Raw genomic sequence first — 23,003 nt, forward strand, 5'->3', positions numbered from 1 at the left:
GGCCCCCTCCCGTCGGTGGACGGCCTGTGTCCAAACGTCCTGGGCTCAGCCCGAGACGTCCGGAACCCCAGGTTCTTACCGCGTCGCAAGGCCCATCAGCGTCAGTTTCAGCAGGCGGTCCGCCACGTCCGGGTCGGACGGAGTCTGTTCCGCGGCCAGGGCGATCGCGTTGGTGAGCTGGAGGAGGTCGTCGATGGAGACCTCGGGGCGTACATGGCCGGACTCCACCGCGCGGGCGAGGAGGCGGGCGCCGGCCTCGCGGAGGGGGGCGCAGCACTCGAAGAGGGCTGAACTCGTGTCGTGGGACGCGGACATGAGGGCGCGGGAGAGGCCGCGGTACTCGCCGGCGTGGGTGACGATGGCGCCCAGCCACTCGACCAGCGCCGTGCAGGGGCGGTCCGCCGCGGCCAGTTCGCGGGAGCGGGCCAGGAGTGTGGTGAGGGCTTCGCCGAAGACGGCGTTCATGAGGGCGTGGCGGTTCGGGAAGTGGCGGTACAGCGTGCCGATGCCGACGCCCGCGCGGCGCGCGATGTCCTCCAGGGAGGCGTCCGTACCGTGCGCGGCGAAGCTGAGGCGGGCCTCGGTGAGCAGGCGGTCGTAGTTGCGGCGGGCGTCGGCGCGCATCGGCCGGGCCGGTGCTGTCGCCGGTGCCGGGGCCGGGCCGGTCGGCCTCGTTGCCGTGTTGCTCGCCATCGCGGTGCCTCCTGTCTCTCCCCGTGGCGTCCAGGATGCCACCGAGGCCCCGTCCGGTGGACCGGGCGGGGCCTCAGGGCCGTAGAAGGAAGAGCGTCAGCTCTTGATCTCGCAGATGGTGGCGCCGGACGTGAGGGAGGCGCCGACCTCGGCGCTCAGGCCCTTGACCGTGCCGGAGCGGTGCGCGTTGAGGGGCTGCTCCATCTTCATGGCTTCGAGGACGACGATGAGGTCGCCCTCCTTGACCTCCTGGCCCTCCTCGACGGCCACCTTGACGATGGTGCCCTGCATCGGGGAGGCGAGCGTGTCGCCGGAGGCCGCGGAGGCGGACTTCTTGGCGGCGCGCCGCTTCGGTTTGGCGCCGGCGGCGAGGCCGGTACGGGCCAGGGACATGCCGAGGCTGACCGGGAGGGAGACCTCCAGGCGCTTGCCGCCGACCTCGACCACGATGGTCTCGCGGCCGGACTCGTCCTCGTCGCTCTCACCGGGGACGGTGAACGCCGGGATCTCGTTGACGAACTCCGTCTCGATCCAGCGGGTGTGGACCGTGAACGGGTCGGCGGTGAAGGCGGGGTCGCTGACCACGGCGCGGTGGAAGGGGATCGCGGTGGCCATGCCCTCGACGTTGAACTCGGCGAGGGCGCGGGCCGCGCGCTGGAGGGCCTGCTCGCGGGTGGCGCCGGTGACGATGAGCTTGGCCAGCAGCGAGTCCCAGGCGGGGCCGATGACCGAGCCGGACTCCACGCCCGCGTCCAGCCGGACGCCGGGGCCGGACGGCGGGGCGAAGACCGTCACCGTGCCGGGGGCCGGGAGGAAGCCGCGGCCCGGGTCCTCGCCGTTGATGCGGAACTCGAAGGAGTGGCCGCGTACGGCGGGGTCGCCGTAGCCCAGCTCCTCGCCGTCGGCGATACGGAACATCTCGCGGACGAGGTCGAGGCCGGTGACCTCCTCGGTGACCGGGTGCTCCACCTGGAGGCGGGTGTTGACCTCAAGGAAGGAGATCGTGCCGTCCTGGCCGACGAGGAACTCGACCGTGCCGGCGCCGACATAGTCGGCCTCGCGCAGGATCGCCTTCGAGGCGGCGTACAGCTCGGCGTTCTGCGCCTCGGTGAGGAACGGCGCGGGGGCCTCCTCGACCAGCTTCTGGTGGCGGCGCTGGAGCGAGCAGTCGCGGGTGGAGACGACGACGACGTTGCCGTGCGAGTCGGCCAGGCACTGGGTCTCGACGTGCCGGGGGCGGTCGAGGTAGCGCTCCACGAAGCACTCGCCGCGGCCGAAGGCGGCGACGGCCTCGCGGACCGCCGAGTCATACAGCTCGGGGATCTCTTCGAGCGTACGGGCGACCTTGAGGCCGCGTCCGCCACCGCCGAAGGCGGCCTTGATGGCGATCGGCAGGCCGTGCTGCTCGGCGAACGCGACGACCTCGGCGGAGCCGGAGACCGGGTCGGGGGTGCCCGCGACCAGCGGGGCGCCGGCGCGCTGGGCGATGTGCCGGGCGGCGACCTTGTCGCCGAGGTCGCGGATGGCCTGCGGGGGCGGGCCGATCCAGATCAGGTCCGCGTCCAGTACGGCCTGGGCGAACTCGGCGTTCTCGGACAGGAAGCCGTAGCCGGGGTGGATCGCGTCCGCCCCCGAGTCCTTGGCAGCCTGGAGCACCTTCGCGATGTCCAGATAGCTGGCCGCCGGGGTGTCACCGCCCAGGGCGAACGCCTCGTCTGCCGCGCGGACATGCAGGGCGTCCCGGTCCGGGTCGGCGTAGACGGCTACGCTTCCGATCCCGGCGTCCCGGCAGGCCCGGGCAACGCGGACAGCGATTTCGCCACGGTTGGCGATGAGCACCTTGCGCACGATGGCTCCCTCCTCGAAACAAGTTGAGTTTAGGGACTGCCGACACGCCCTTCTGGCCTGTCCCCCATGTTGACGCAGATTGCGCGGAGCGCGGTCAGGACCTGGCTCGCGGCGCGAAATCCCTTGTGACACCACGGTACGCCGGGATCCTTTGTCGCACAGTAGCGCTCGAATGTGGTCCAGCTCTCTGTCCGAGTGCCCCTCGGCGGATCACGATTCTTTGTGGGGTCCCTACGAATGGCGGAATGATTTTTTGCCCCGGTGCCGGTCCGGTGCCGGGCGGTGCGGCCCGCTGCCCAGCCCGTGCCGGAGAGTGGGGGCGCGTCAGGCCCAGAGGTCGGTGATTCCCACCCCGTGCTCGGCCAGGAGCCGGCGCAGCAGCGGCAGCGACAGACCGATGACATTGCCGTGGCTGCCCTCGACGGAGTCCACGAACGGTGCCGAGCGGCCGTCGAGGGTGAAGGCGCCCGCGACATGGAGCGGTTCGCCGGAGGCGACGTACGCGGCGATCTCGGCGTCGGTCGGCTCGCCGAAGCGGACGGTGGTCGAGGCGGTCTCGCCGACGCGGCGGCCGGTCGCGTTGTCGATGACGCAGTGGCCCGTACGGAGCACACCCGCGCGGCCGCGCATGGACTTCCAGCGGGCGGTGGCCTCCTCGGCGTCGGCCGGCTTGCCGAGCGCCTCGCCGTCGAGTTCGAGGACGGAGTCGCAGCCGACGACGAGGGCGCCGGCGGTCTCTTCGAGCGCGGCCACGGCGGTCGCCTTGGCCTCGGCGAGTACGAGCGCGAGTGCGGCGGGGGTGGCGGCGGTCAGCGCGTCCTCGTCCACCCCGCTGACGATCACCTCGGGGGCGAGCCCGGCCTGCCGGAGCAGTCCGAGACGGGCGGGCGAGGCGGAGGCCAGGACGAGACGGCGGCGGAGCGGTTCGGCGGTCATACCGGTCATCGTAGGACGCGGGGGTACGGGGCCGGCCGGGCGGGCGTGCGGGGGCGGCGGAGCCTCGGTCGCCCGTTCAGATGAAGCCCAGGATGATCATGCCCGCCACGATGGCGAGGGCGAGCAGGATGCCTGCGCGGCGCATCATGAACTGTGCGTCGCGCAGCTCCTGCGGGGGCTGATTCTCAGGGTCGGACCACAACATGCCTTTGATCCTCCGGCGCGGTCGGCGTGGATGCCTGAGTACCCGTACTCAAGAGTTGTTCAGGAGTGCACCGGTCGTCCGCTCAGCGGCCACTCGTTCCGGCGCCGATCGCGGGCCGCGGGCGGGGTTCCGGGCCGCGGCCCTGACGGCCTTGGCGGCCCCGGCGGCCCTGGCGCCCCGGGCGGCCGGGCCGGCCGGGCGAGCGGCGCGTCGGGGTGGACGGGACGCCCTGGAGCCGGATGACCGCCTGGAGGCCGCCGCCCTGGGCGGGCAGCAGGATCGCCTCGCCGCCGCCGGCCAGCGTCAGGCGCTGGACCAGGGAGAGGCCCAGGCCCGTACCGCCCTTGGGGGCGTCCGGCGCGCGCCAGAAGCGGTCGAAGGCGCGGCGGCGCTGCTCGGCCGTCATCCCCGGCCCCTGGTCCACGACGCTCAGCTCCGCGCCGGTGGAGGTCGGCCGCAGGACCACGGTCACCGAGCCGTTGATGAAGGAGACGCGCAGCGCGTTGGAGAGCAGGTTGTCCAGGATCTGTTCGACCGCGCCGGGGACGGCCAGCGCCGGGCCGACCGTCTCGCCCGCCAGGAGCAGCCGTACGCCCTGCTGCTCGTACAGGCCGTGCCACGCCGTGAGGCGCTCCCGTACCACCGCTTCCAGATCGACCGGCTCCGGCGTGAGCGCGGTCTCCTCCATCCGGGCGAGCGCCAGCAGCCCTTCGACCATCCGGGCCAGCCGGTCGGTCTCGGTCATCGCCGCAGTCAGGTTCGGACGCAGATGGGGCGGTACGTCGATCTCCAGGTTGTCCAGCCGCAGCCGCAGCGCCGCCAGCGGGGTCTTCAGCTGGTGGGACGCCTCGCCCGCGAAGGCGCTCTGGGAGGCGAGCAGGTGTTCCAGCAGCGCGGCCGTCCGGTTGAACGTCGCGGCCAGCCGCCGTACCTCGGGCGGCCCCTTGGTGACGGAGGCCGGGCTGGTGAGGCTGCCGCTCGCCAGCGTGCGGGCGGCGCGCTCCAGTTCGAGGATGGGCCTGCCTATCCAGCGGGTCAGGACGAGCGCCACCACGGCGACGCCCACCAGCACCCCGAGCCCGCCCAGCGCCAGCGTCAGCCACACCCGGTGGACATCGTCGGCGACCGTGTCGGTGGGCACCGCCAGCCGTACCGCGCCCTGGAGCTGTCCGTCGTGGCGCACCGGCACGGCGACCGACAGCCAGCTGACGCCGCCGACGGTGGTCGTACGGACATCGGCGCCGGCGCCGCCGCGCAGCGCGTCGACGACCTCCGGCAGTTCGGCGAGGCCCTCCCGCTCCTGGGCGGTGAGCCCGTGGGAGGAGTAGAGCAGCGCGCCCCGGGGGCCGACGACGAAGATCTGGCCGCCGATCCGGGTGGCGCACGCCGTGACATGCGTGGCGAGGTCGTCCGGCCGCCCGTACGCGAGGGAGAGCGCGGCGTAGTCGGCGACCGACTCGGCCTCCTGGTGGGCCGCGTTGGTGGCGCGGTCCCGCTCGGCGCCGCTGTAGACGTACCCGAGCGGGATCTCCAGGCAGACGAGGACCAGCGCGGCCAGCGTCAGATAGCTGAGGAGCAGTCGGCGCGTCACCGGAGCGCGTCGCTGCTGGTGCGGACCGCGAGGCGCAGACCCACCCCGCGCAGCGTCTGGATCCACGCCGGGTCGCCCAACTTGCGCCGCAGCGTGGCGACATGGACGTCCAGCGTCTTGGTCGGACCGTGGAAGTGCGGATCCCAGACCCGGTCCAGGATCTGCTGGCGCGAGTAGACCGCGCCCGGGTCCTCGGTCAGCAGCGCCAGCAGGTCGAACTCCTTGGGCGTGAGCGGGATCTGCCGCTCCCCGACCCAGACCTGGCGGGTGCGGCGGTCGACGATCAGCGCTCCGGTGGGGGAGGTCGGGTCGGGATCGGGGGCAGGCTCGGGGGCGGGATCGGGGGCGCGCAGAGGTGCGGACCGGGGGGTCGACAGGGGTACGGGTATGGGGAAGCCCACCGGGTCCTGTGCGCCGAACGCCGGTCCGAAACCGAAGCCGGCGGCCGGGGCCGGTGTCGGTGCCTGGAACGGTGTCGGCGCCGGTGCTGGGATCGGTGTCGGCAGCGGTGCCTGGAGCGGGCCCGGGTCGGTGCCGAACCCCGGCGGCGGGCCGAAGCCGTCCGGTGTGCCGAAGCCCGCCGGCACACCGCTGCGGCGCGTCACCGCGCGGATCCGGGCGATCAACTCCCGTACGCTGAACGGCTTCGCGAGATAGTCGTCGGCGCCCAGCTCCAGCCCCAGGACCCGGTCGGCCTCCGTGCCGCGCGCCGTGAGCATGATGATCGGCACGCCCGAGACCCGCCGGATGCCCCGGCAGACGTCGATGCCGTCCATGTCCGGCAGCCCCAGATCGAGCAGCACGATATCGCCGTACGGGCCACGCAGCCCGGCCGCGCCGGTGGCCGCCCGGTCCACCGTCAGACCGTATCGGCCGAGCCCCTCGGCCAGGGGTTCGGCGATGGTCTCGTCGTCCTCGATGAGCAAGGCCCGAAGGGTCATTGAGTTCCGTTTCTCCCTGAATCCGGACACCGCGAATTCCCCGGGTCCCGGACCCGGGGAGCACACCGTACAGTGAATTCACTGAAGGTGCCCGTATTCACCGGCACTGGGATCCGGATCACAGGATAGAGGCCACTCGGGCCAAATTCTTCCTGAGGTTTAGTGTTCTTCTAACCTTCGCCTTGCCCGGTCGTCCCTACGGTGTGGAAGCAGGTCCTGGCCGCAGCCACACCGTTGGAGGAGGCACCATGAAGGCACTGCTCGACCGCGCCCGATCGTTCCGGCGCAGGGTGGATTTCGAGAGCGACGCATACCGGAAACTGGCCGAAGGTCAATTTCCGGAGGCGCTCTTCGTCGCCTGTTCCGATTCTCGGGTGATTCCGGCACTGATCACCGGTGCGCGACCCGGCGAGGTATTCGAAATGCGCAATGCGGGCAACATCGTGCCGCCCCACCGGCCCTGCGCGGTGTCCGGGGAGGCAGCCACCATCGAGTACGCGCTGGAAGTGCTGGATGTTCAGGACATCGTCGTCTGCGGCCACTCGCACTGTGGTGCGATGGGCGCGCTGGCCTCCGGCAAGGATCTCTCCGGGCTGCCCGGGGTCGGCGCCTGGCTGGAGGTCGCCCGGCCGGGGCTCGCCTCCGTACTCGAACGGCCCGTGCCCGGCGACGGCGGGATCATGGGCGGAGCTACGGGCCAAACCCCGGGCGAACCCGGATCCGCGCTGGTCACCGAGCTGGCGCAGCTGAACGTACGGGTGCAGCTGGCCGCCCTGCGCGAGTACCCGGCCGCCCGGCGGCGGCTGGCCGAGGGACGGCTGCGGCTGCACGGCTGGTACTACGAGGTGGACACCGGCGAGGTGTGGGAGCTGGACGAGAGCGACAACAGCTTTCTGGTGCACGCGTGCTGAGCCCGGGACAGGGCCGGCGCCATGAGTACGGTTACGGTCCCGGCGCCGTCCAGCAGGCCCCGGTCGGCGGCGGCGGACGCCACCGCGCACGGCACGCCGCGCCGCCAGGACCCAGCCGTACGCACCCCCAACCGGTCACCTCCTACGCGGACTTCGACGCCTTCGACGCGCACTACGCGCAGGGAGCACAGGGCGCGCAGGGCGCGCACGGGACCTATGGCGCGCCCACGCGCCCCACGATGCCGCCCCGCCCGCCGGCCGCGCCGCCGCCACGGCCACCCGATCTCGCGAAGAAGCCCGGCAACGCACCTGGTACCGCGCCCAAGGTGGACCTCGCCACCGAGATCGTCGCCTCCTTCGTCGTCTTCCTCGTCGCGCTCCCGCTCTGCATCGGCGTCGCCGTGGCCTCCGGTGCCCCGCCGGAGCTGGGCATCATCTCGGGTGTCGTCGGCGGCCTGGTCGTGGGCATGGCGCGCGGCTCGACGCTCCAGGTCAGCGGCCCGGCCGCCGGGCTCGCCGCGCTCGTCGCGGACGCCGTGCTGGAGTTCGGCCTCGCCACCCTCGGGGTGATCGTGCTGGCGTCCGGGGTGCTCCAGATCGGACTGGGGCTGATCCGGCTCGGCCGGATGTTCCAGGCGATCTCCATCGCGGTCGTCCAGGGCATGCTGGCCGGGATCGGGCTGCCGCTCATGTTCAGCCAGCTCTATCCGATGGCCGACGCCAAGGCGGTCGGCAAGCCGGTCGAGAACATGCTCGGTGTCCCCGGGCTCCTCGTGGACACCTTCGCCGATCCCCAGAAGGCGATCGCGGCGGCGCTCGGCGCGGTCACCGTCGCGCTGAGCTTCGTATGGAAGAAGATCCCGCTGCCCGGCCCGCTGAAGAAGGTGCCGGCCGCGCTGGTCGCGGTGGCCGGCGGGATGGCGGTGGCGGCGCTGCCCGGGGTGGAGATCACCACGCTCCAGGTCGGCAATCTGCTCGCCTCCGTACAGGTGCCGGGACCCACGCAGTTCGCGGCGCTCGCCAACGGCGCCGTGCTCACCACCGTCCTCACCTTCACCGTCATCGCCTCGGCGGAGAGCCTCTTCACCGCCGCCGCCGTGGACCGTATGCACAGCGGCCCCCGCACCCGCTACAACTCCGAGCTGATCGCCCAGGGCGCCGGCAACACCCTCTGCGGACTCCTCGGCGCGCTGCCCATGACGGCCGTCGTCGCGCGCAGCTCGGCCAACGTCCAGGCGGGCGCGAAGACCCGGATCTCCCGCACCCTGCACGGGCTGTGGCTGCTGGCCTTCGCGCTGCTGCTGCCGAACGTGCTTGCGCTCATCCCGGTCTGCGTACTGGCCGGGGTGCTGGTGCACAGCGGCTGGAAGCTGTTCGCGCCGGAGGAGTTCCCGAAGATGTGGCGGCAGGACCGGGGCGAGTTCGGCGTCATGACCCTGACCACCGTAGTGATCGTCGCCACCGCCCTGCTCGAAGGCGTGCTGGTGGGGCTGGCGGCGGGGATCGGGCTGGCCGCGCTGCGGATGTCCCGTACCTCCGTACGCACCGAGGTACGGGACGACACGGCGAAGCTGGTCATGACGGGCAACGTGACCTTCCTGCGGCTGCCGAAGCTCATCGACGCGCTGGAGGAGGTCGCCGCCGCCGGGACGCCCCGGATCCGGCTCGACCTGACCGGTGTGACCCACTGGGACCACGCCTGCCGCAGCCAGGTCGACGAGTTCGTCGCCCAGCGCCGGGCCTCGGGCGGGATACGGGTGGAGCTGCTCCGCCCGGACGAGCCGGGCGCCCCGACCCCGCCGGTGGTTCAAGCGGCTCCCGCGGCGCCGGACGTGCCCGGCCCGACGGCGGAGTGGTTCTACCTCGACCCGACCCCGGTGGAGGATCTGCTGCCGCCGGAACAGCGCATCTGGGCGCGCGCTGACCGCTAGCCGGCACGCTCTAGCCGGGCCAGTACGTACGTGCCCACGCGCGCGGTCCCGGCGCCGGCAGCCGGTGGTGGGCGATCCGGGCCGGGGCGGACCACTCGGCGGGCGGCGCCGGGGGGCCCGCCGCCTGCCCGGACGCCGCCGTCGCCGCCGCGCGGGCCTGGACCACGGCGAGGGCGGCGGCCAGCTCCTCGGGGGTGGGGTTGCCTCGTACAACCTTGATCATCGTGGGCTCCAGGGCTGGACAGGAACGGATAGGACTAGAGGGGGATGTTGCCGTGCTTCTTCGGCGGGAGGCTCTCCCGCTTCGTCCGCAGCTGCCGCAGCCCGCGCACCACATACGCCCGGGTGTCCGACGGCATGATCACCGCGTCGACATAACCGCGCTCGGCCGCCACATACGGGTTGAGCAGCGCGTCCTCGTACTCCTGGATCAGCCCGGCGCGCACCGACTCGCGCGCCTCGTCGTCGCCCGCCGCCGCGATCGCGCGCCGGTGCAGGATGTTGACGGCGCCCTGCGCGCCCATCACGGCGATCTGGGCGGTCGGCCAGGCGAAGTTGAGGTCGGCGCCCAGGTGCTTGGAGCCCATCACGTCGTACGCGCCGCCGAACGCCTTCCGGGTGATCACCGTGATCAGCGGCACCGTGGCCTCGGCGTACGCGTAGATCAGCTTGGCGCCGCGCCGGATGATCCCGCCGTACTCCTGGTCGACGCCCGGCAGGAAGCCCGGCACGTCCACGAAGGTCAGGACGGGGATGTTGAAGGCGTCGCAGGTCCGCACGAACCGCGCGGCCTTCTCCGAGGCGTTGATGTCCAGACAGCCCGCGAACTGGAGCGGCTGGTTCGCTACGACGCCCACCGGGAATCCCTCGACCCGGCCGAAGCCCGTGATGATGTTCGGCGCGAAGAGCGCCTGTGTCTCCAGGAACTCGCCGTCGTCCAGGACATGTTCGATCGCCGTGTGCATGTCGTACGGCTGGTTCGCGGAGTCGGGGATCAGCGTGTCCAGCTCGCGGTCCTCGTCGGTCGCTTCGAGGTCGGCCTCCTCGGGGAAGGCGGGCGGCTCGGAGAGGTTGTTCGACGGGAGGTACGAGAGCAGGGACTTGACGTAGTCGATGGCGTCCTTCTCGTCGCCCGCCATGTGGTGCGCGACCCCGGACACGGTGTTGTGCGTACGGGCGCCGCCCAGCTCCTCGAAGCCGACGTCCTCGCCCGTCACCGTCTTGATCACATCGGGACCGGTGATGAACATGTGCGAGGTCTGATCGACCATCACCGTGAAGTCCGTGATCGCCGGCGAGTACACCGCGCCGCCCGCGCACGGCCCCACGATCAGGCTGATCTGCGGCACCACACCGGAGGCGTGCACATTGCGGCGGAAGATCTCGGCGAAGAGACCGAGCGCGGCCACCCCCTCCTGGATCCGGGCGCCACCGCCGTCGTTGATCCCGATCACCGGGCAGCCGGTCTTCAGCGCGAAGTCCATGACCTTCACGATCTTCTCGCCGTAGACCTCGCCGAGCGAGCCGCCGAAGACCGTGAAGTCCTGCGAGTACACACAGACCGGACGGCCGTCGACCGTGCCGTAACCGGTGACGACCCCGTCCCCGTACGGGCGGTTCTTCTCGATGCCGAAGTTGGTGGAGCGGTGCCGCGCGAACTCGTCCAGCTCGACGAACGACCCCTCGTCGAGCAGCAGACCGACCCGCTCACGGGCCGTCAGCTTGCCCCGGGAGTGCTGCTTCTCGACGGCGCGCGCGGAACCGGCGTGGGTCGCCTCGTCGACGCGGCGCCGGAGGTCCGCGAGTTTTCCGGCGGTGGTGTGGGGCGCGGCGGCGGTTTCGTGGGTGCTTTCCGGCTCGGACATCGGGATGCGGCTCCCTGCGGGGTCACGGGTGCGGGTGCGTGTGCTGGTGCGGTTGGGGGTTCTGTGCGGTGCGGGTTGCTACTGATCCGTAGCGTATCGGCGGGGGTGCGGTTCGGCAGTGCGGTGTATCCCACACCTACGCTGGGTTGCATGACGGAGCACCATGACCCGGCCAACCGCTGGTCCGACCTCGAACGCCCCCCGCTGAACCTGCGCGCGCTGCGCCGCGGGCTCGTCGTCCCGGGCGGTCTGTGGACCGCGCTCGACGTGGTGACCGCGACCGGGTCCACCAATTCCGACCTGGCCGCGCGCGCCCGCGACGGGGCGGTGGAGGGCGCCGTACTCGTCGCCGAGGAGCAGACCGCCGGGCGCGGCCGGCTGGACCGGCGGTGGACGGCGCCCGCGCGCTCCGGGATCTTCTTCTCCGTACTCCTGCGGCCCGGACCCGAGGTCCCCGTCGAGCGTCTCGGCTGGCTGCCGCTGCTGACCGGGGTCGCCGTCGCGACCGGGCTGGCGCGCGCGGCCGGGGTGGACACGGCGCTCAAATGGCCCAACGACCTGCTCGTCACCGTCGGCGGCGAGGAGCGCAAGGCCGGCGGGATCCTCGCCGAGCGCGCCGGGGCGGACGCGGTCGTCGTGGGCGTCGGCCTGAACGTCTCGCTGCGCGCCGACGAACTTCCCGTCCCGACCGCCGGTTCGCTCCACCTCGCCGACGCGGTCTCCCTCGACCGCGACACCCTGCTGAGGGGCGTACTCCGGTCGCTGGAGCAGTGGTACGGCAGATGGCGCGCGGCGGGCGGCGACCCGGCGCTGTCCGGACTCCAGGAGGCGTACGCGGCGGGCTGCGCGACCCTCGGCCGTACGGTACGGGCCGAGCTGCCCGGCGACCGCGCGCTCACGGGCGAGGCGGTCGCTGTCGACGGCGACGGGCGGCTGATCCTGCGGACGGCGGACGGGACGCGGCAGGCGGTGAGCGCGGGCGACGTGGTGCATGTGCGGCCGGCGGGGGCGGCCTGAGGAAGCGGGGCGGCCCTGAGGAAGCGGGGGCGGCCCGAGGGGTCCGGTCGGGTGTTCTGCGCCTTCTTTGCTGGTCGCGGGCGGGGGCACCGGCGGGGGCATCGGCAGGCAGGGCGGTTCTTGACCGACGGCGATACGTGAGCCAGGGCACATCTGCCGTATCGTTGAGGCGATCCACGACAGATCGGTAGGGCAGTGCGCAGGGAACGGGCAGGAGGCGGCTGGTGACCGTCGATGATTCGACTTCCGGCGAGGAAGCGCAGCCTCCGCCTCCGCCGTCGCCGTCGTCGGACTCCCCGGGCCATCCGAACCCGCACCACATCGTCGACCACACGGCCGAGCCCTCCGACGACCCGCTGGCCATCCGGCTCGAACAGCTGATCCTCGGCGCCGAGCGCCGCTACACCCCCTTCCAGGCCGCCCGTACGGCCGGTGTCTCGATGGACCTGGCGTCCCGCTTCTGGCGGGCGATGGGCTTCGCGGACGTGGGCCAGGCCAGGGCGTTCACCGAGGCCGACGTACTGGCGCTGCGCCGGCTCTCCGGACTGGTCGAGGCCGGGCTGCTGAGCGAGCCGATGGCCATCCAGGTCGCCCGGTCGACCGGCCAGACCACCGCCCGGCTGGCCGAGTGGCAGATCGACTCCTTCCTGGCCGGGCTCATCGAGCCGCCCGAACCCGGGATGACCCGTACGGAAGTCACGTATCCGCTGGTGGAGCTGCTCCTGCCGGAGCTGGAGGAGTTCCTGGTGTACGTGTGGCGGCGCCAGCTCGCCGCCGCCACCGGACGCGTCGTTCAGGCGGCCGACGACGACGAGATGGTCGACCGGCGGCTCGCCGTCGGCTTCGCCGACCTCGTCGGTTTCACCCGGCTGACCCGGCGGCTGGAGGAGGAGGAACTCGGCGAGCTGGTCGAGGCGTTCGAGACGACCTGCGCCGACCTCGTCGCCGCGCACGGCGGCCGGCTGATCAAGACCCTCGGCGACGAGGTGCTGTACGCGGCGGACGACGCCGGTACGGCGGCGGAGATCGCGCTGCGGTTGATAGAGACCATGACGCACGACGAGACGATGCCGGCGCTGCGCGTCGGTATCGCGTTCGGCACGGTCACCACGCGGATGGGCGATGTCTTCGGTACGACGGTGAACCTCGCGAGCCGGCTGACGTCGATCGCGCCCAAGGACACGGTGCTGGTCGACGGCGCGTTCGCCCAGGAGCTGATCCGTACCGGCGAGGTCCCGGCCTCCGAGGCGCAGGCCGCCGAGGCGGCGGCGCGCGCCGAGAAGGAGGGCGCGGTGCCGCCCCCGTACCGCTTCGGGCTCCAGCCGATGTGGCAGCGGCCGGTGCGCGGTCTTGGCGTGGTCGAGCCATGGCTCCTGGGGCGGCGGACGACTTAGGATCCCTTCCGGTGAACCGTCGTTAACCGGAAGGTGGTCGGGGTCGTGGGTGAGGACGCAGAGCTGGTAGGGGCGGACGCGGAAGCGGTGCCGGCGCCGCTACCGGTCGAGCAGCGGTTCGGGGAGTTCGTCGTGGTGCGGCGGCACGGCCCGGTCGCGGAGCTGGTCCTCGACCGGCCCAAGGCCATGAACGCCGTATCGACGGAGATGGCCCGCTCCCTCGCCGCCGCGTGCGCGGCGCTGGCCGGGGACCGGGGCGTACGGGTCACGGTGCTGACCTCGACCCACGCGCGCGCCTTCTGCGTCGGCGCGGACCTCAAGGAGCGCAACTCCTTCAGCGACGCCGAGCTGGTGCGCCAGCGGCCGGCCGCGCGCGCCGCGTACACCGGTGTGCTGGAGCTGCCGATGCCGACGGTCGCCGCCGTGCACGGCTACGCGCTGGGGGGCGGCTACGAGCTGGCGCTCGCCTGCGATCTGATCGTCGCCGACCGGACCGCCGTCGTCGGACTCCCCGAGGTGTCGGTCGGGGTGATCCCCGGCGGCGGCGGTACGCAGCTGCTGCCGCGCCGGGTCGGGGCCGCGCGGGCGGCGGAGCTGATCTTCACGGCGCGCCGGGTCGAGGCGGCGGAGGCGGGCGCGCTCGGGCTGGTCGACCATGTGGTCGACGCGGGCACCGACCGGGACGAGGCCCTCGCGCTGGCCGCCCGTATCGCCGCGAACTCGCCGGTCGGCCTGCGCGCCGCGAAGCGCGCGCTGCGGCTCGGGCAGGGGCTCGATCTGCGGGCCGGGCTGGAGGTCGAGGACGCGGCGTGGCGTTCGGTCGCCTTCTCGGGGGACCGGGCGGAGGGGGTCGCGGCGTTCAACGAGAAGCGGGCGGCGAGGTGGCCGGGGGAGTAGGGGCGGCACCGCGCAGCCTCCCGCGGCACCGCGCGGCATCCCGTTCCGCGTCTTCAAATCGCCCTAAACCACCTCAAGGTACTTAAGGTGGAGTGATGGGAGTGGATGGGGACGCGCGACTGCGCGCCATAGTGGCACTGTCCCAGGCGATGGCCGCGGCCCCCACGGCCCAGGACGCCTGGCGGGCGGCGGCGCGGGGCGCGTACGAGGCGCTGGGCGGGAACTTCGCCGCGCTGTCGCTGTGGGAACGGGATCTCGGGCGGCTCAAGGTGCTGGTGAACGCGGGGGAGCGGGTGGCCGGGGAGGAGGAGTTCCCGGCGGACGAGTCGTATCCGGTGCACCGGTTCCCCGAGATCGCGGACTTCCCGCAGGAGCGGTGGCCGGCGGAGCCGGCGGGTTGCGGGGGTGCGGCGGGGGGTGCGGGGGCTTCCGGACCGGCTTCCGGATCGGCTTCCGGGACCGCCGGGGCCGCTGGAACTGCCGGAACCGCTGTCGTTGGCGTGGTCACGTCGGACGTGGACGGGCCCGCCGCCGGGGCGCGGGCGGCGGCGCTGCGGCGGCGCGGGCGGGGCTGCTGTGTCGTCGCGCCGATCGTCCTGCACGGGCGGGCGTGGGGCGAGCTGTACGTGGCCCGGCCGCGTGGCGCGCCGCTGTTCGACGCGGACGACGCGGGCTTCGCCACCGTCGTCGCCTCCGTCGTCGCGGCCGGGATCGCCCAGACGGAACGCCTTGAGGAGGTACGCCGGCTCGCCTTCACCGACCCGCTGACGGGCCTGGCGAACCGGCGCGCGGTCGATTCGCGGCTCGACGAGGCGATCGCGCGGTACCGGGAGGAGGGGGCCGTCGTCAGCCTCGTCGTCTGCGACCTCAACGGCCTCAAGGCCGTCAACGACACGCTCGGTCATGCCGTCGGTGACCGCCTGCTGGAACGATTCGGCTCGCTCCTCTCGGTCTGCGGCGCCCGCCTCCCGGGCGCGCTGGCCGCGCGGCTCGGCGGCGACGAGTTCTGTCTGCTGACGGTGGGGCCGTCGGCCGACGAGGTCATCGCCGTCGCCGACGAGCTGTGCCGCCGGGCGGCGGCGCTGGACCTGGGCGAGGGCGTGGCCTGCGGAATCGCCTCCACCGGCGACCCCATCGGCGAGCTGCGCACCGCCCGCCGCCTCTTCCGCCTGGCAGACGCAGCCCAATACCGCGCAAAGGCGGCCCGCTCCCCGGGCCCGGTGGTGGCCGGCCGAGACGACGAGGTACTCACCCTGGCCGACACGCCGTCGCCGGCGGCAGGCGACCGGAGACGGTTCCGCGGGGCGTAGGCGGCGCGGGGCCGGGCTGGGCGCTGTGGGGCGGCCCCTCCAGCCTGGGGGCCCAGGAGGTGGTGCCGCACTGCCACTCGGCTCAGGGTCTGGCGGGCGGGTGGGCCCTGCGGGGCTGCGCGGTAGAGGATTGGGGCTGCCGGGGTTGTCTCGGCGGCTGACGGCCGCCGGTTGGTTGAGACTCATGCGCCGCTGGGCGCTGTGGTGTTGCTGTCTGCGGGTCAGTACCAAGAGGTAGACCGGGGTGTACGGGGGCGAGGTGCTGGGCGCTGGGCCGCCCCTCCTTTCGCCAGTGTCGCGCCTCCAGGGGAGGTGTAAAGGGCGCTCCTTCGTCGCGTCGCTGCGCGATGGGCTGCGCCCACCCTTGACACCTCCCCTTCCGGCGCGTGTACGGGAGAGGGGGGGCGGCCGGGGGGAGGGGGGCCCGGGGGGTGGTGCCGTGCTGCCGGCCGGTTTAGGGTCCGGCGGGCCGGTGGGCCCTGCGGGGCTGCGCGGCAGAGGAATGGGGCGGTCCGACACCGGCTCGGCGGCTGGCGGTCCGATGTTTGCTGAGACTCAAGCCCCGCTGGTCACCGTTGCGCTGTGGTGCCCGGAAGGTGGATGGGTTCTGCGGACTGGTCGGGTCTGCGGGCCGCCCTCCTGTCGATCCGCCCCATATGGGGCGTTTTGGCTGGCGGTTGGGGGGCTCTTTGGGCGGCACGTGTGTCCTCGGGTGCGTTAGCGGCACTCCAGGGCGCATGGGTGGCCCTCGGGGGCCCACTTGGTGCCACATGCGTCCCGGCGGGCGCCTTTCCGTGCCGCCGGACGGGGCCTGCCGCCCGGTCGGCCTCTCGGGCCACCCGCCCCCATCCGCATGTCCCATATGGGCAGGTTTGGCGACCCGTTGGGGGGCTCCTCGGGCGGCACATGTGTCCTCAGGTGCGTTAGGAGCCCTCCTTGCCGCATGGACGGCCTTCAGCGGCCCACTTGTTGTCACACACGTCCCGGCAACCCCACAACCCACACCACGGTGACCAGCGGGGCATGTGTCTGAGGAACCGGCGGCCGTCAGTCGCTGAGATGAGCCGGGCGGCCCCATTCCTCTGCCGCGCAGCCCCGCAGGGTCCACCGGGCCGCCAGCCCCTGAGCCGAGTGGCAGTACGGCGCCACCTCCTGGGCCCCCCTTCCCCCCGGCCGCCCCTCCCGAAAGCCGCACTTGCGCCGGAAGGGGAGGTGTCAAGGGTGGAGCGCAGCGTAATCGGCGCAGCCGACGCGACGAAGGAGCGCCCTTTACTCCTCCCCTGGAGGCGCGACGCTCAAAGGCTGGAGGGGCGGCCCCACGCCCGACAACCTCCGCCACCGGCCCACCCCCGACAGAGTTCCGCTCTGACCCGCACCCGGCAACCCCATGGCGCCCGGCGAGGCATGGGGCTCCGGCTCGTGACAGTTGGGGATTCAGTCCGTAGGCTCCTGAATATGGATATGCACACTGTCGTGGTGGGGACGGCGGGGGCGACCGCCGAAGGTGTTGTCGCTGTTGCCCGTGGCCGTGCTCGCGTTGAGCTTTCGGGGGAGGCGCTTGCCGCGCTCGCTCGGGCTCGGGAGGTTGTGGAGGCGCTGGCCGCCAAGCCGGAGCCCGTGTACGGGGTGTCGACCGGGTTCGGGGCGCTGGCCACGCGGCACATCGGGCCGGAGCTGCGGGTGCGGTTGCAGCGCAACATCGTGCGGTCGCATGCCGCCGGCATGGGGCCCCGGGTCGAGCGTGAGGTCGTACGCGCGCTGATGTTCCTGCGGCTGAAGACCGTCGCGTCGGGGCACACCGGGGTGCGGCCCGAGGTCGCGCAGACGATGGCGGACGTGCTGAACGCCGGGATCACGCCCGTGGTCCACGAGTTCGGCTCGCTCGGCTGCTCCGGGGACCTCGCCCCGCTGTCGCACTGCGCGCTGACGCTGATGGGCGAGGGCGACGCGGAGGGGCCGGACGGCACCGTGCGGCCCGCCGGGGAACTGCTCGCCGCGCACGGCATCGAGCCGGTGGAGCTGCGGGAGAAGGAAGGGCTCGCGCTGCTCAACGGCACGGACGGCATGCTCGGCATGCTGGTCATGGCGCTCGCCGACCTGCACCGGCTCTACACCTCCGCCGACATCACCGCCGCGCTCAGCCTGGAGGCGCTGCTCGGTACGGACCGGGTCCTCGCGCCCGAGCTGCACGCCATCCGGCCGCACCCCGGCCAGGGCGTCAGCGCCGCCAACATGCTGCGGGTGCTCGCCGGGTCCGCGCTCACCGGGCACTTCCAGGAGGACGAGGCCCCCCGGGTGCAGGACGCCTACTCGGTGCGCTGCGCGCCCCAGGTCGCGGGCGCCGGGCGCGACACCCTCGCGTACGCGCGTACCGTCGCGGACCGGGAGCTGGCCTCGTCCGTCGACAACCCGGTGGTGCTGGCCGACGGCCGGGTCGAGTCCAACGGCAACTTCCACGGCGCGCCCGTCGCGTACGTACTGGACTTCCTGGCGATCGCCGTCGCCGACCTCGCCTCCATCACGGAGCGGCGTACCGACCGGCTGCTCGACAAGAACCGCTCCCACGGGCTGCCGCCGTTCCTCGCCGACGACCCCGGTGTCGACTCCGGGCTGATGATCGCCCAGTACACGCAGGCCGCGCTGGTCAGCGAGCTGAAGCGGCTGGCCGTACCGGCCTCGGTGGACTCGATCCCCTCCTCCGCCATGCAGGAGGATCATGTCTCCATGGGCTGGTCCGCTGCGCGCAAGCTGCGGACCGCCGTGGAGCATCTGACCCGGGTCGTCGCCGTCGAGCTGTACGCCGCGACCCGCGCCATCGAGCTGCGCCGGGACCACAAGGGGCTGACGCCCGCGCCCGCCTCGTGCGCCGCCATCGACGCGCTGCGCGCCGCCGGTGTGGCCGGGCCGGGGCCGGACCGGTTCCTCGCGCCGGATCTCGCCGGTGCGGAGGCGTTCGTACGGGAAGGACGGCTGGTCGAGGCCGTGGAGGGGGTCACCGGGCCGCTCGCCTGAGCCCCCCACGTAGGACGCAGGCGTACACGAGCGGTACGGGAGTCGTTACGCGAAAAGGCCCGTGGATGCGCGCGCTCGCGCACCCACGGGCCCCTTGATCAACTCAGCTCGCGGCCTTGACCGGGGTGTTCACACTGCCCCGGCCCTCCGTCAGCAGCCACTCCTTGTTCACGGCCACCAGCGGGATGTCCTTCTTGAAGAGCGGGGTCCCGAAGATCGTCAGCTGGAGCCTGAGCGAGCCGTTCAGGTCGATGCCGCCGTGCAGCTTCCAGGCGCCGGACGCCGCTCCCGTGGAGTCGGCCGATCCGGTGGCGACGGCCTCGGCCTCGGCGCGGAGGAACGGGGCGACATCGCCGACCACGCCGACCGTGCCGTACAGGCCCACGGCGGCCTCGACGCCCAGGGACGCCTTCACCTTGCCGGCGGTGGCGACGGAGGCGCGCAGCGGCTCACCGGACATGTTCGACTCGCTGATCGGCTTCCAGCCCTTGAACAGGGAGAAGCTGCCGCCGACCTTGAAGTCGCCCTTCAGGTCCTGCTGTACGTCGACCTCGATCCGGCCGTCACCGTCCACCTGGAAGTAGGCGGTCACATCGAGGTTGACGACGATCGGCACCACACCGACCTGGATCACCGGGTTGGTGTGCAGCTCGGCGAAGGGGATACGCAGCGGCTTGCCGCCCTGCGTCTTGGCGGCGGCCTGGCCCTTGAGCGACCACTGCGAGGCCCAGTCGCCCGCGAGCGCGAGCGACGCGGAGCCCGGCGCGCTCTTGCTGCCGGAGCCGTTGTACGAGAACTCGACCTCGGGCGCGAGCTGGACGAAGCCGTTCACCGAGGCGGCGGCGGACGCGGGGGCGCCCTGGGCCGTGGCGACGGCGGCGCCGACGTCGATGCGCAGGCTGCCGAAGGGCAGCTTGGCGGACTTCGGGCCGAAGGTCAGCCCGGCGCTCTTGGCCCAGGACACCTTCACGCCCTCGACCAGCGGCTTGACCTCCACGGTGGAGGGGTCGACCGGGACGCTGCCCTCGGCGGTGGCGTCGCCGAGCAGGGCGTTCAGGGTGGACGGCGCGGTCGCGACCTCCGTACCCGCGTAGGTGGTGCCGATGACCTCGGTCACCTCGGCGAGCAGACCGTTGGGGGCGCCGGGGGCGGGGGCGCTGGCGATGATGTCGCCCACGGAGACCGTGTCGGTGTCCTCGGCGGTGTCCCCGGCGTCGGTGTCCCCGCTGTCGCGGTCGCTGTCGCTGTCGTCGGCGGGGGCCTCGGTGGCGGGCGCTTCCGTGGCGGGGGCCTCAGCCGCGTCCGCGTCCGGGGTGGCCGCCGGCTCGGTCCCGTCCGGGCCGGCGGGGGCCTCGGTGGCGTCCGTCGTCGGCGCGGTGTCCTCGGCGCCCTCGGCCGGGGTCCCGGCCTTGTCGCCGCTCTTCTCCCCGTCTCCCTTCCGGGTGACGGCCGCGATCACGGCCCGGCCGGTGTCCGCGTTGTACGACGCGACCTTGAGCCCGGGCTTGTCCTGCGCGGTGGAGCCGTTCGCCGCCGGGGTCGCCACGGCGGTGGGGGTCGTACCGTCGTCTCCGGTGGTCGCCGGGACGACCGCGAGCTGTTCGCCCGCCGGGTTGGCCTTGGAGCCCACGCCCTCGGCGGAGGCGTCGGGGGACGGCTCGGCCTCGCTCGCGGTGCCGACCATGGACGTGTCGCCGCCGGAGGAGCAGCCGGTGACGAGGAGGGTGGCCGCCGCCATGGTCGATATCAGGGCGAGGCGGGTCGCTCTTCTTGATCTCTGCACGCTTCTTGAACTCTGCACGCAAATCCTCGGGGGACGGAGAGGCGGGGGAGTGCCCACCCGGGAGAAAGCACCGGGAGGGGAGGGAGCACACGGAGCCCCCACTGGGGGCTACTGATCGGTAGCTCATGGGGAGCATGCCAGTCCCGCTCCCGGTGCCGTCACCGATTCCGTACGGCCGGGGCCATGATGTGGGTCACTTCTCGATGCTCAACCCGCCAGGAAAAGTGCAGAGTTGGTCAGAACTCGCGGGCTCCCCGGCGTATCGAGTACGTGACGAAGCCCGCGCCGATCGCCAGACAGACCGTCCCGCCGACCACATACGGCGTGGTCTCGATGGCGCCCGTGTCGGCCAGCACCGGCTGCACCGACGGCTCGGGCTCCGGCTCCTCCGGCTGCCCCTGGACCTCGGCGCCGGGCGCGGCCGGCGGGTCGTCGGAGTCGGTCGAGGTGATGGGCTTCTCCGAGGCCCCGGCGGTCGTGGACACCTCGTAACTCTGGAGCCCGAGGCTCTGTGCCGACGGTGCGGAGCGCTGTCGAGGCTCCTCCGGCGCGCCCGTGGCGTTCGCCGACGGTACGAACCAGAGCGCGCCGAGCAGGGTTCCGGCGGCGGTCGCTGTCAGCAGTGGGCGGCGTGCGACGGACACGTAAGGGATCCCCCTTGAACAACACCGAGGTGGCTGGGTGCGCTGATGCTAGTGAAAGCAGCGGGTCGCGGGAAAGTCGTGAGGGTCGGTGGCCCTACGCTCCGTCGTATGAGCACTTCTGAGACATCACGGTATGTACGGCTGCGCGTCGAATTGGTGCTGGAGGTGGAGGACGCCGAGCGACTGGGCGCCGCGGCCCTCGACCGCGTCGACGCCGACGAATCCCTCCCGGACGCCGAGCGCGCGCAGGCCCGCTCGGCGGTCCGGGCGGACGCGGCGGAGGCCCTCGCGTACCTCGTGGAGCCCTTCGACCTGGTCAAGGACGTCCCCGGGATCGAGCTGGCGCAGGCGTCCTGGACCAGCGAGCTGATCGACTACGACCCCGACGCGGTCGAGTGGGACCTCGACGACCTCGACGAGGACGACGAGAGCGGCGAGAGTGACGAAGTAGACGAATCCGATGAGTCTGTGCAGGTCACGGCGGTGCGCGCGAACGGAGGCGTGGGAGTCGGTAGAGCCTAGCCGAGGAGCGTGACACTCTGGTGAGCCCCGGACCCGCGGTGGACGCGGCGGGCCGGGGCTCGCCCGTTCCCCGAGGGGAATCGGTTCACTCGCGACGCATTCCCCGGTACGAGTGGTGTTCACCACAGCTTGGGCCGGGGTGGAACCGGATGGGTTGCCGAGGGCGTTCTTAAGGGTTATCGGCAGGGTAAGCGGCGATGATGGAGAAACGTGTGATGACGGACAGCAAGCGGCGCAGGAGCCTGGCGGTGGCGTCTGCGGTGCTCGGTGGCGTTCTGGTGCTCTCGGCGTGCAGCGGCAGCGACAGCAAGGCTGACGCCGACAACGCCAAGGGTTCGTCGTCGTCGCAGGCCCAGGCGGACGCGGCAGCGGCCAAGGAGTCCTCCAAGGCCCAGATAGCCATCGCGCCGAAGAACGGCGCGACGAACGTCGGTATCAACAACGACGCCAAGGTCTCGGTCACCGAGGGCACCCTCACCGACGTCAAGATGACCACCGCCGATGGCACCGCCGTCAAGGGCACCCTCGCCGACGACAAGCTGAGCTGGCAGCCGGACGATCAGCTCGAACGCTCCACCGTGTACAAGATCGCCGCGACGGCCACCGACGCCAACGGCCTCAAGGCCGTCGACAACTCCTCCTTCACCACCGTCTCGCCGGAGAACAGCTTCATCGGGAACTTCACCCCCGAGGACGGCTCCACCGTCGGCGCCGGTATGCCGGTCTCGATCAACTTCAACAAGGCGATCACCGACAAGAAGGCCGTCCAGGAGGGCATCACCGTCACCTCCAGCAGCGGCCAGGAAGTCGTCGGCCACTGGTTCAACGCGCAGCGCCTCGACCTGCGCCCCGACGACTACTGGAAGGCCGGCTCCACGGTCACCCTGAAGCTCGCGCTGGACGGCGTCGAGGGCGCCAAGGGCGTCTTCGGGGTCCAGGAGAAGACGGTCAGTTTCAAGGTCGGCCGCAGCCAGGTCAGCACGGTCGACGCCAAGGCCAAGACGATGACCGTCACCCGCGACGGCAAGGTCATCAAGACCATCCCGATCTCCGCCGGCTCCCCGGAGACCACCACCTACAACGGCCAGATGGTGATCTCCGAGAAGTTCAAGGAGACCCGGATGAACGGCGCGACCGTCGGCTTCACCGACTCCGACGGCAAGGGCGAGTACGACATCAAGGACGTCCCGCACGCCATGCGGCTCTCCACGTCCGGCACGTTCATCCACGGCAACTACTGGGGCGCCAAGTCCATCTTCGGCGCGGTCAACACCAGCCACGGCTGTGTGGGCCTCTCGGACACCCAGGGCGCCAACGACTCCAGCACACCCGCCGCGTGGTTCTACGACAACTCGATGATCGGCGATGTCGTCATCGTCAAGAACTCCGACGACAAGACCATCGCCCCGGACAACGGCCTCAACGGCTGGAACCTGAACTGGGCCGACTGGAAGGCCGGCTCCGCGGTCTGACCGCACCTGGTCCGACCTCACCCGGCCTCAT

The 23,003-nt window shown here is 72.3% G+C and carries 19 protein-coding genes; 9 read left to right on the plus strand and 10 right to left on the minus strand.

Annotated features, from left to right (window positions below):
* Window positions 1–75 precede the first annotated feature (75 nt).
* The 6 genes from DVK44_RS22310 to DVK44_RS37705 form a co-directional block, all read right to left on the minus strand.
* Window positions 76–624 (minus strand): TetR/AcrR family transcriptional regulator, encoded by a 549-nt coding sequence (locus DVK44_RS22310; RefSeq protein WP_114665358.1) that lies wholly within the window; start codon window positions 622–624, stop codon window positions 76–78.
* Between the two features lie 165 nt (window positions 625–789).
* Window positions 790–2,541 carry an acetyl/propionyl/methylcrotonyl-CoA carboxylase subunit alpha gene (locus DVK44_RS22315; protein ID WP_114661256.1) on the minus strand — a complete coding sequence of 584 codons (1,752 nt, stop codon included), beginning with the start codon at window positions 2,539–2,541 and terminating at the stop codon, window positions 790–792.
* 324 nt (window positions 2,542–2,865) lie between these two features.
* Window positions 2,866–3,486, minus strand: a complete 621-nt coding sequence (locus tag DVK44_RS22320; protein ID WP_408055350.1) for a Maf family protein — start codon at window positions 3,484–3,486, stop codon at window positions 2,866–2,868.
* A gap of 67 nt (window positions 3,487–3,553) precedes the next feature.
* On the minus strand, window positions 3,554–3,682 hold the full coding sequence (gene mmpB, locus DVK44_RS37700; RefSeq protein ID WP_269439628.1) for a morphogenic membrane protein MmpB: 129 nt from the start codon (window positions 3,680–3,682) through the stop codon (window positions 3,554–3,556).
* Between the two features lie 82 nt (window positions 3,683–3,764).
* Entirely contained in the window at window positions 3,765–5,273 is a 1,509-nt protein-coding gene (locus DVK44_RS22325) for a sensor histidine kinase (protein WP_114661258.1), read from the minus strand.
* Entirely contained in the window at window positions 5,270–6,214 is a 945-nt protein-coding gene (locus tag DVK44_RS37705) for a response regulator transcription factor (protein WP_114661259.1), read from the minus strand. Before DVK44_RS37705 ends, DVK44_RS22325 begins: the two co-directional genes overlap by 4 nt.
* Window positions 6,215–6,462: 248 nt before the next feature.
* Here DVK44_RS37705 and DVK44_RS22335 point away from each other — a divergent pair, with 248 nt between their 5' ends.
* Together DVK44_RS22335 and DVK44_RS22340 are read left to right on the plus strand one after the other, a co-directional pair.
* Window positions 6,463–7,125 (plus strand): carbonic anhydrase, encoded by a 663-nt coding sequence (locus DVK44_RS22335; RefSeq protein ID WP_114661260.1) that lies wholly within the window; start codon window positions 6,463–6,465, stop codon window positions 7,123–7,125.
* Window positions 7,126–7,364: 239 nt separating this feature from the next.
* Window positions 7,365–9,056, plus strand: coding sequence for a SulP family inorganic anion transporter (locus tag DVK44_RS22340; RefSeq protein ID WP_114665359.1), 1,692 nt, complete (start codon window positions 7,365–7,367; stop codon window positions 9,054–9,056).
* Window positions 9,057–9,066: 10 nt separating this feature from the next.
* On the opposite strand, the gene DVK44_RS22345 is transcribed toward DVK44_RS22340, so the two are convergent.
* Both DVK44_RS22345 and DVK44_RS22350 read right to left on the minus strand, forming a co-directional pair.
* Window positions 9,067–9,279, minus strand: coding sequence for an acyl-CoA carboxylase epsilon subunit (locus tag DVK44_RS22345; RefSeq protein ID WP_114661261.1), 213 nt, complete (start codon window positions 9,277–9,279; stop codon window positions 9,067–9,069).
* A 34-nt stretch (window positions 9,280–9,313) separates the two neighbouring features.
* Window positions 9,314–10,921, minus strand: coding sequence for an acyl-CoA carboxylase subunit beta (locus DVK44_RS22350; protein WP_114661262.1), 1,608 nt, complete (start codon window positions 10,919–10,921; stop codon window positions 9,314–9,316).
* 150 nt (window positions 10,922–11,071) lie between these two features.
* Here DVK44_RS22350 and DVK44_RS22355 point away from each other — a divergent pair, with 150 nt between their 5' ends.
* The 5 genes from DVK44_RS22355 to hutH all read left to right on the plus strand — a co-directional run bounded on the left by DVK44_RS22355 (window position 11,072) and on the right by hutH (window position 18,551).
* Window positions 11,072–11,938, plus strand: coding sequence for a biotin--[acetyl-CoA-carboxylase] ligase (locus DVK44_RS22355; protein ID WP_114661263.1), 867 nt, complete (start codon window positions 11,072–11,074; stop codon window positions 11,936–11,938).
* A gap of 224 nt (window positions 11,939–12,162) precedes the next feature.
* Window positions 12,163–13,332 carry an adenylate/guanylate cyclase domain-containing protein gene (locus DVK44_RS22360; RefSeq protein ID WP_114661264.1) on the plus strand — a complete coding sequence of 390 codons (1,170 nt, stop codon included), beginning with the start codon at window positions 12,163–12,165 and terminating at the stop codon, window positions 13,330–13,332.
* Between the two features lie 87 nt (window positions 13,333–13,419).
* The gene (locus tag DVK44_RS22365) at window positions 13,420–14,229 is read left to right on the plus strand and encodes an enoyl-CoA hydratase/isomerase family protein (protein ID WP_114665360.1); all 810 of its coding nucleotides are present in this window, start codon (window positions 13,420–13,422) and stop codon (window positions 14,227–14,229) included.
* A gap of 95 nt (window positions 14,230–14,324) precedes the next feature.
* Window positions 14,325–15,539: a GGDEF domain-containing protein gene (locus tag DVK44_RS22370; protein WP_114661265.1), complete on the plus strand. Its 1,215-nt coding sequence runs from the start codon at window positions 14,325–14,327 to the stop codon at window positions 15,537–15,539.
* Between the two features lie 1,461 nt (window positions 15,540–17,000).
* A complete protein-coding gene (hutH, locus tag DVK44_RS22375) occupies window positions 17,001–18,551 on the plus strand; it encodes a histidine ammonia-lyase (protein WP_114661266.1) in 1,551 nt (516 codons plus the stop codon).
* Window positions 18,552–18,654: 103 nt separating this feature from the next.
* Here hutH and DVK44_RS22380 read toward each other — a convergent pair whose 3' ends face one another.
* A complete protein-coding gene (locus DVK44_RS22380; RefSeq protein WP_114661267.1) occupies window positions 18,655–20,289 on the minus strand; it encodes a hypothetical protein in 1,635 nt (544 codons plus the stop codon).
* Window positions 20,290–20,570: 281 nt separating this feature from the next.
* Entirely contained in the window at window positions 20,571–20,978 is a 408-nt protein-coding gene (locus tag DVK44_RS22385) for a cell wall protein (protein WP_114661268.1), read from the minus strand.
* A 108-nt stretch (window positions 20,979–21,086) separates the two neighbouring features.
* Between DVK44_RS22385 and DVK44_RS22390 the strand changes: the two genes are divergently transcribed.
* Window positions 21,087–21,500 (plus strand): hypothetical protein, encoded by a 414-nt coding sequence (locus DVK44_RS22390; protein WP_114661269.1) that lies wholly within the window; start codon window positions 21,087–21,089, stop codon window positions 21,498–21,500.
* 200 nt (window positions 21,501–21,700) lie between these two features.
* Window positions 21,701–22,972, plus strand: coding sequence for a L,D-transpeptidase (locus DVK44_RS22395; RefSeq protein WP_114665361.1), 1,272 nt, complete (start codon window positions 21,701–21,703; stop codon window positions 22,970–22,972).
* The last annotated feature ends 31 nt before the right edge of the window (window positions 22,973–23,003 follow it).

The sequence above is a fragment of the Streptomyces paludis genome, assembly GCF_003344965.1.
Lineage (GTDB): Bacteria > Actinomycetota > Actinomycetes > Streptomycetales > Streptomycetaceae > Streptomyces > Streptomyces paludis.

Excerpts from the sequence above, each read along its gene's own strand:
- DVK44_RS22310 (WP_114665358.1), bottom strand. The coding sequence starts at position 624 with ATGCGCGCCGACGCCCGCCGCAACTACGACCGCCTGCTCACCGAGGCC.
- DVK44_RS22320 (WP_408055350.1), bottom strand. The coding sequence starts at position 3,486 with ATGACCGGTATGACCGCCGAACCGCTCCGCCGCCGTCTCGTCCTGGCC.
- mmpB (WP_269439628.1), bottom strand. The coding sequence starts at position 3,682 with ATGTTGTGGTCCGACCCTGAGAATCAGCCCCCGCAGGAGCTGCGCGAC.
- DVK44_RS37705 (WP_114661259.1), bottom strand. The coding sequence starts at position 6,214 with ATGACCCTTCGGGCCTTGCTCATCGAGGACGACGAGACCATCGCCGAA.
- DVK44_RS22335 (WP_114661260.1), top strand. The coding sequence starts at position 6,463 with ATGAAGGCACTGCTCGACCGCGCCCGATCGTTCCGGCGCAGGGTGGAT.
- DVK44_RS22340 (WP_114665359.1), top strand. The coding sequence starts at position 7,365 with ATGCCGCCCCGCCCGCCGGCCGCGCCGCCGCCACGGCCACCCGATCTC.
- DVK44_RS22345 (WP_114661261.1), bottom strand. The coding sequence starts at position 9,279 with ATGATCAAGGTTGTACGAGGCAACCCCACCCCCGAGGAGCTGGCCGCC.
- DVK44_RS22350 (WP_114661262.1), bottom strand. The coding sequence starts at position 10,921 with ATGTCCGAGCCGGAAAGCACCCACGAAACCGCCGCCGCGCCCCACACC.
- DVK44_RS22355 (WP_114661263.1), top strand. The coding sequence starts at position 11,072 with ATGACGGAGCACCATGACCCGGCCAACCGCTGGTCCGACCTCGAACGC.
- DVK44_RS22370 (WP_114661265.1), top strand. The coding sequence starts at position 14,325 with ATGGGAGTGGATGGGGACGCGCGACTGCGCGCCATAGTGGCACTGTCC.
- hutH (WP_114661266.1), top strand. The coding sequence starts at position 17,001 with ATGCACACTGTCGTGGTGGGGACGGCGGGGGCGACCGCCGAAGGTGTT.
- DVK44_RS22380 (WP_114661267.1), bottom strand. The coding sequence starts at position 20,289 with ATGGCGGCGGCCACCCTCCTCGTCACCGGCTGCTCCTCCGGCGGCGAC.
- DVK44_RS22390 (WP_114661269.1), top strand. The coding sequence starts at position 21,087 with ATGAGCACTTCTGAGACATCACGGTATGTACGGCTGCGCGTCGAATTG.
- DVK44_RS22395 (WP_114665361.1), top strand. The coding sequence starts at position 21,701 with ATGGAGAAACGTGTGATGACGGACAGCAAGCGGCGCAGGAGCCTGGCG.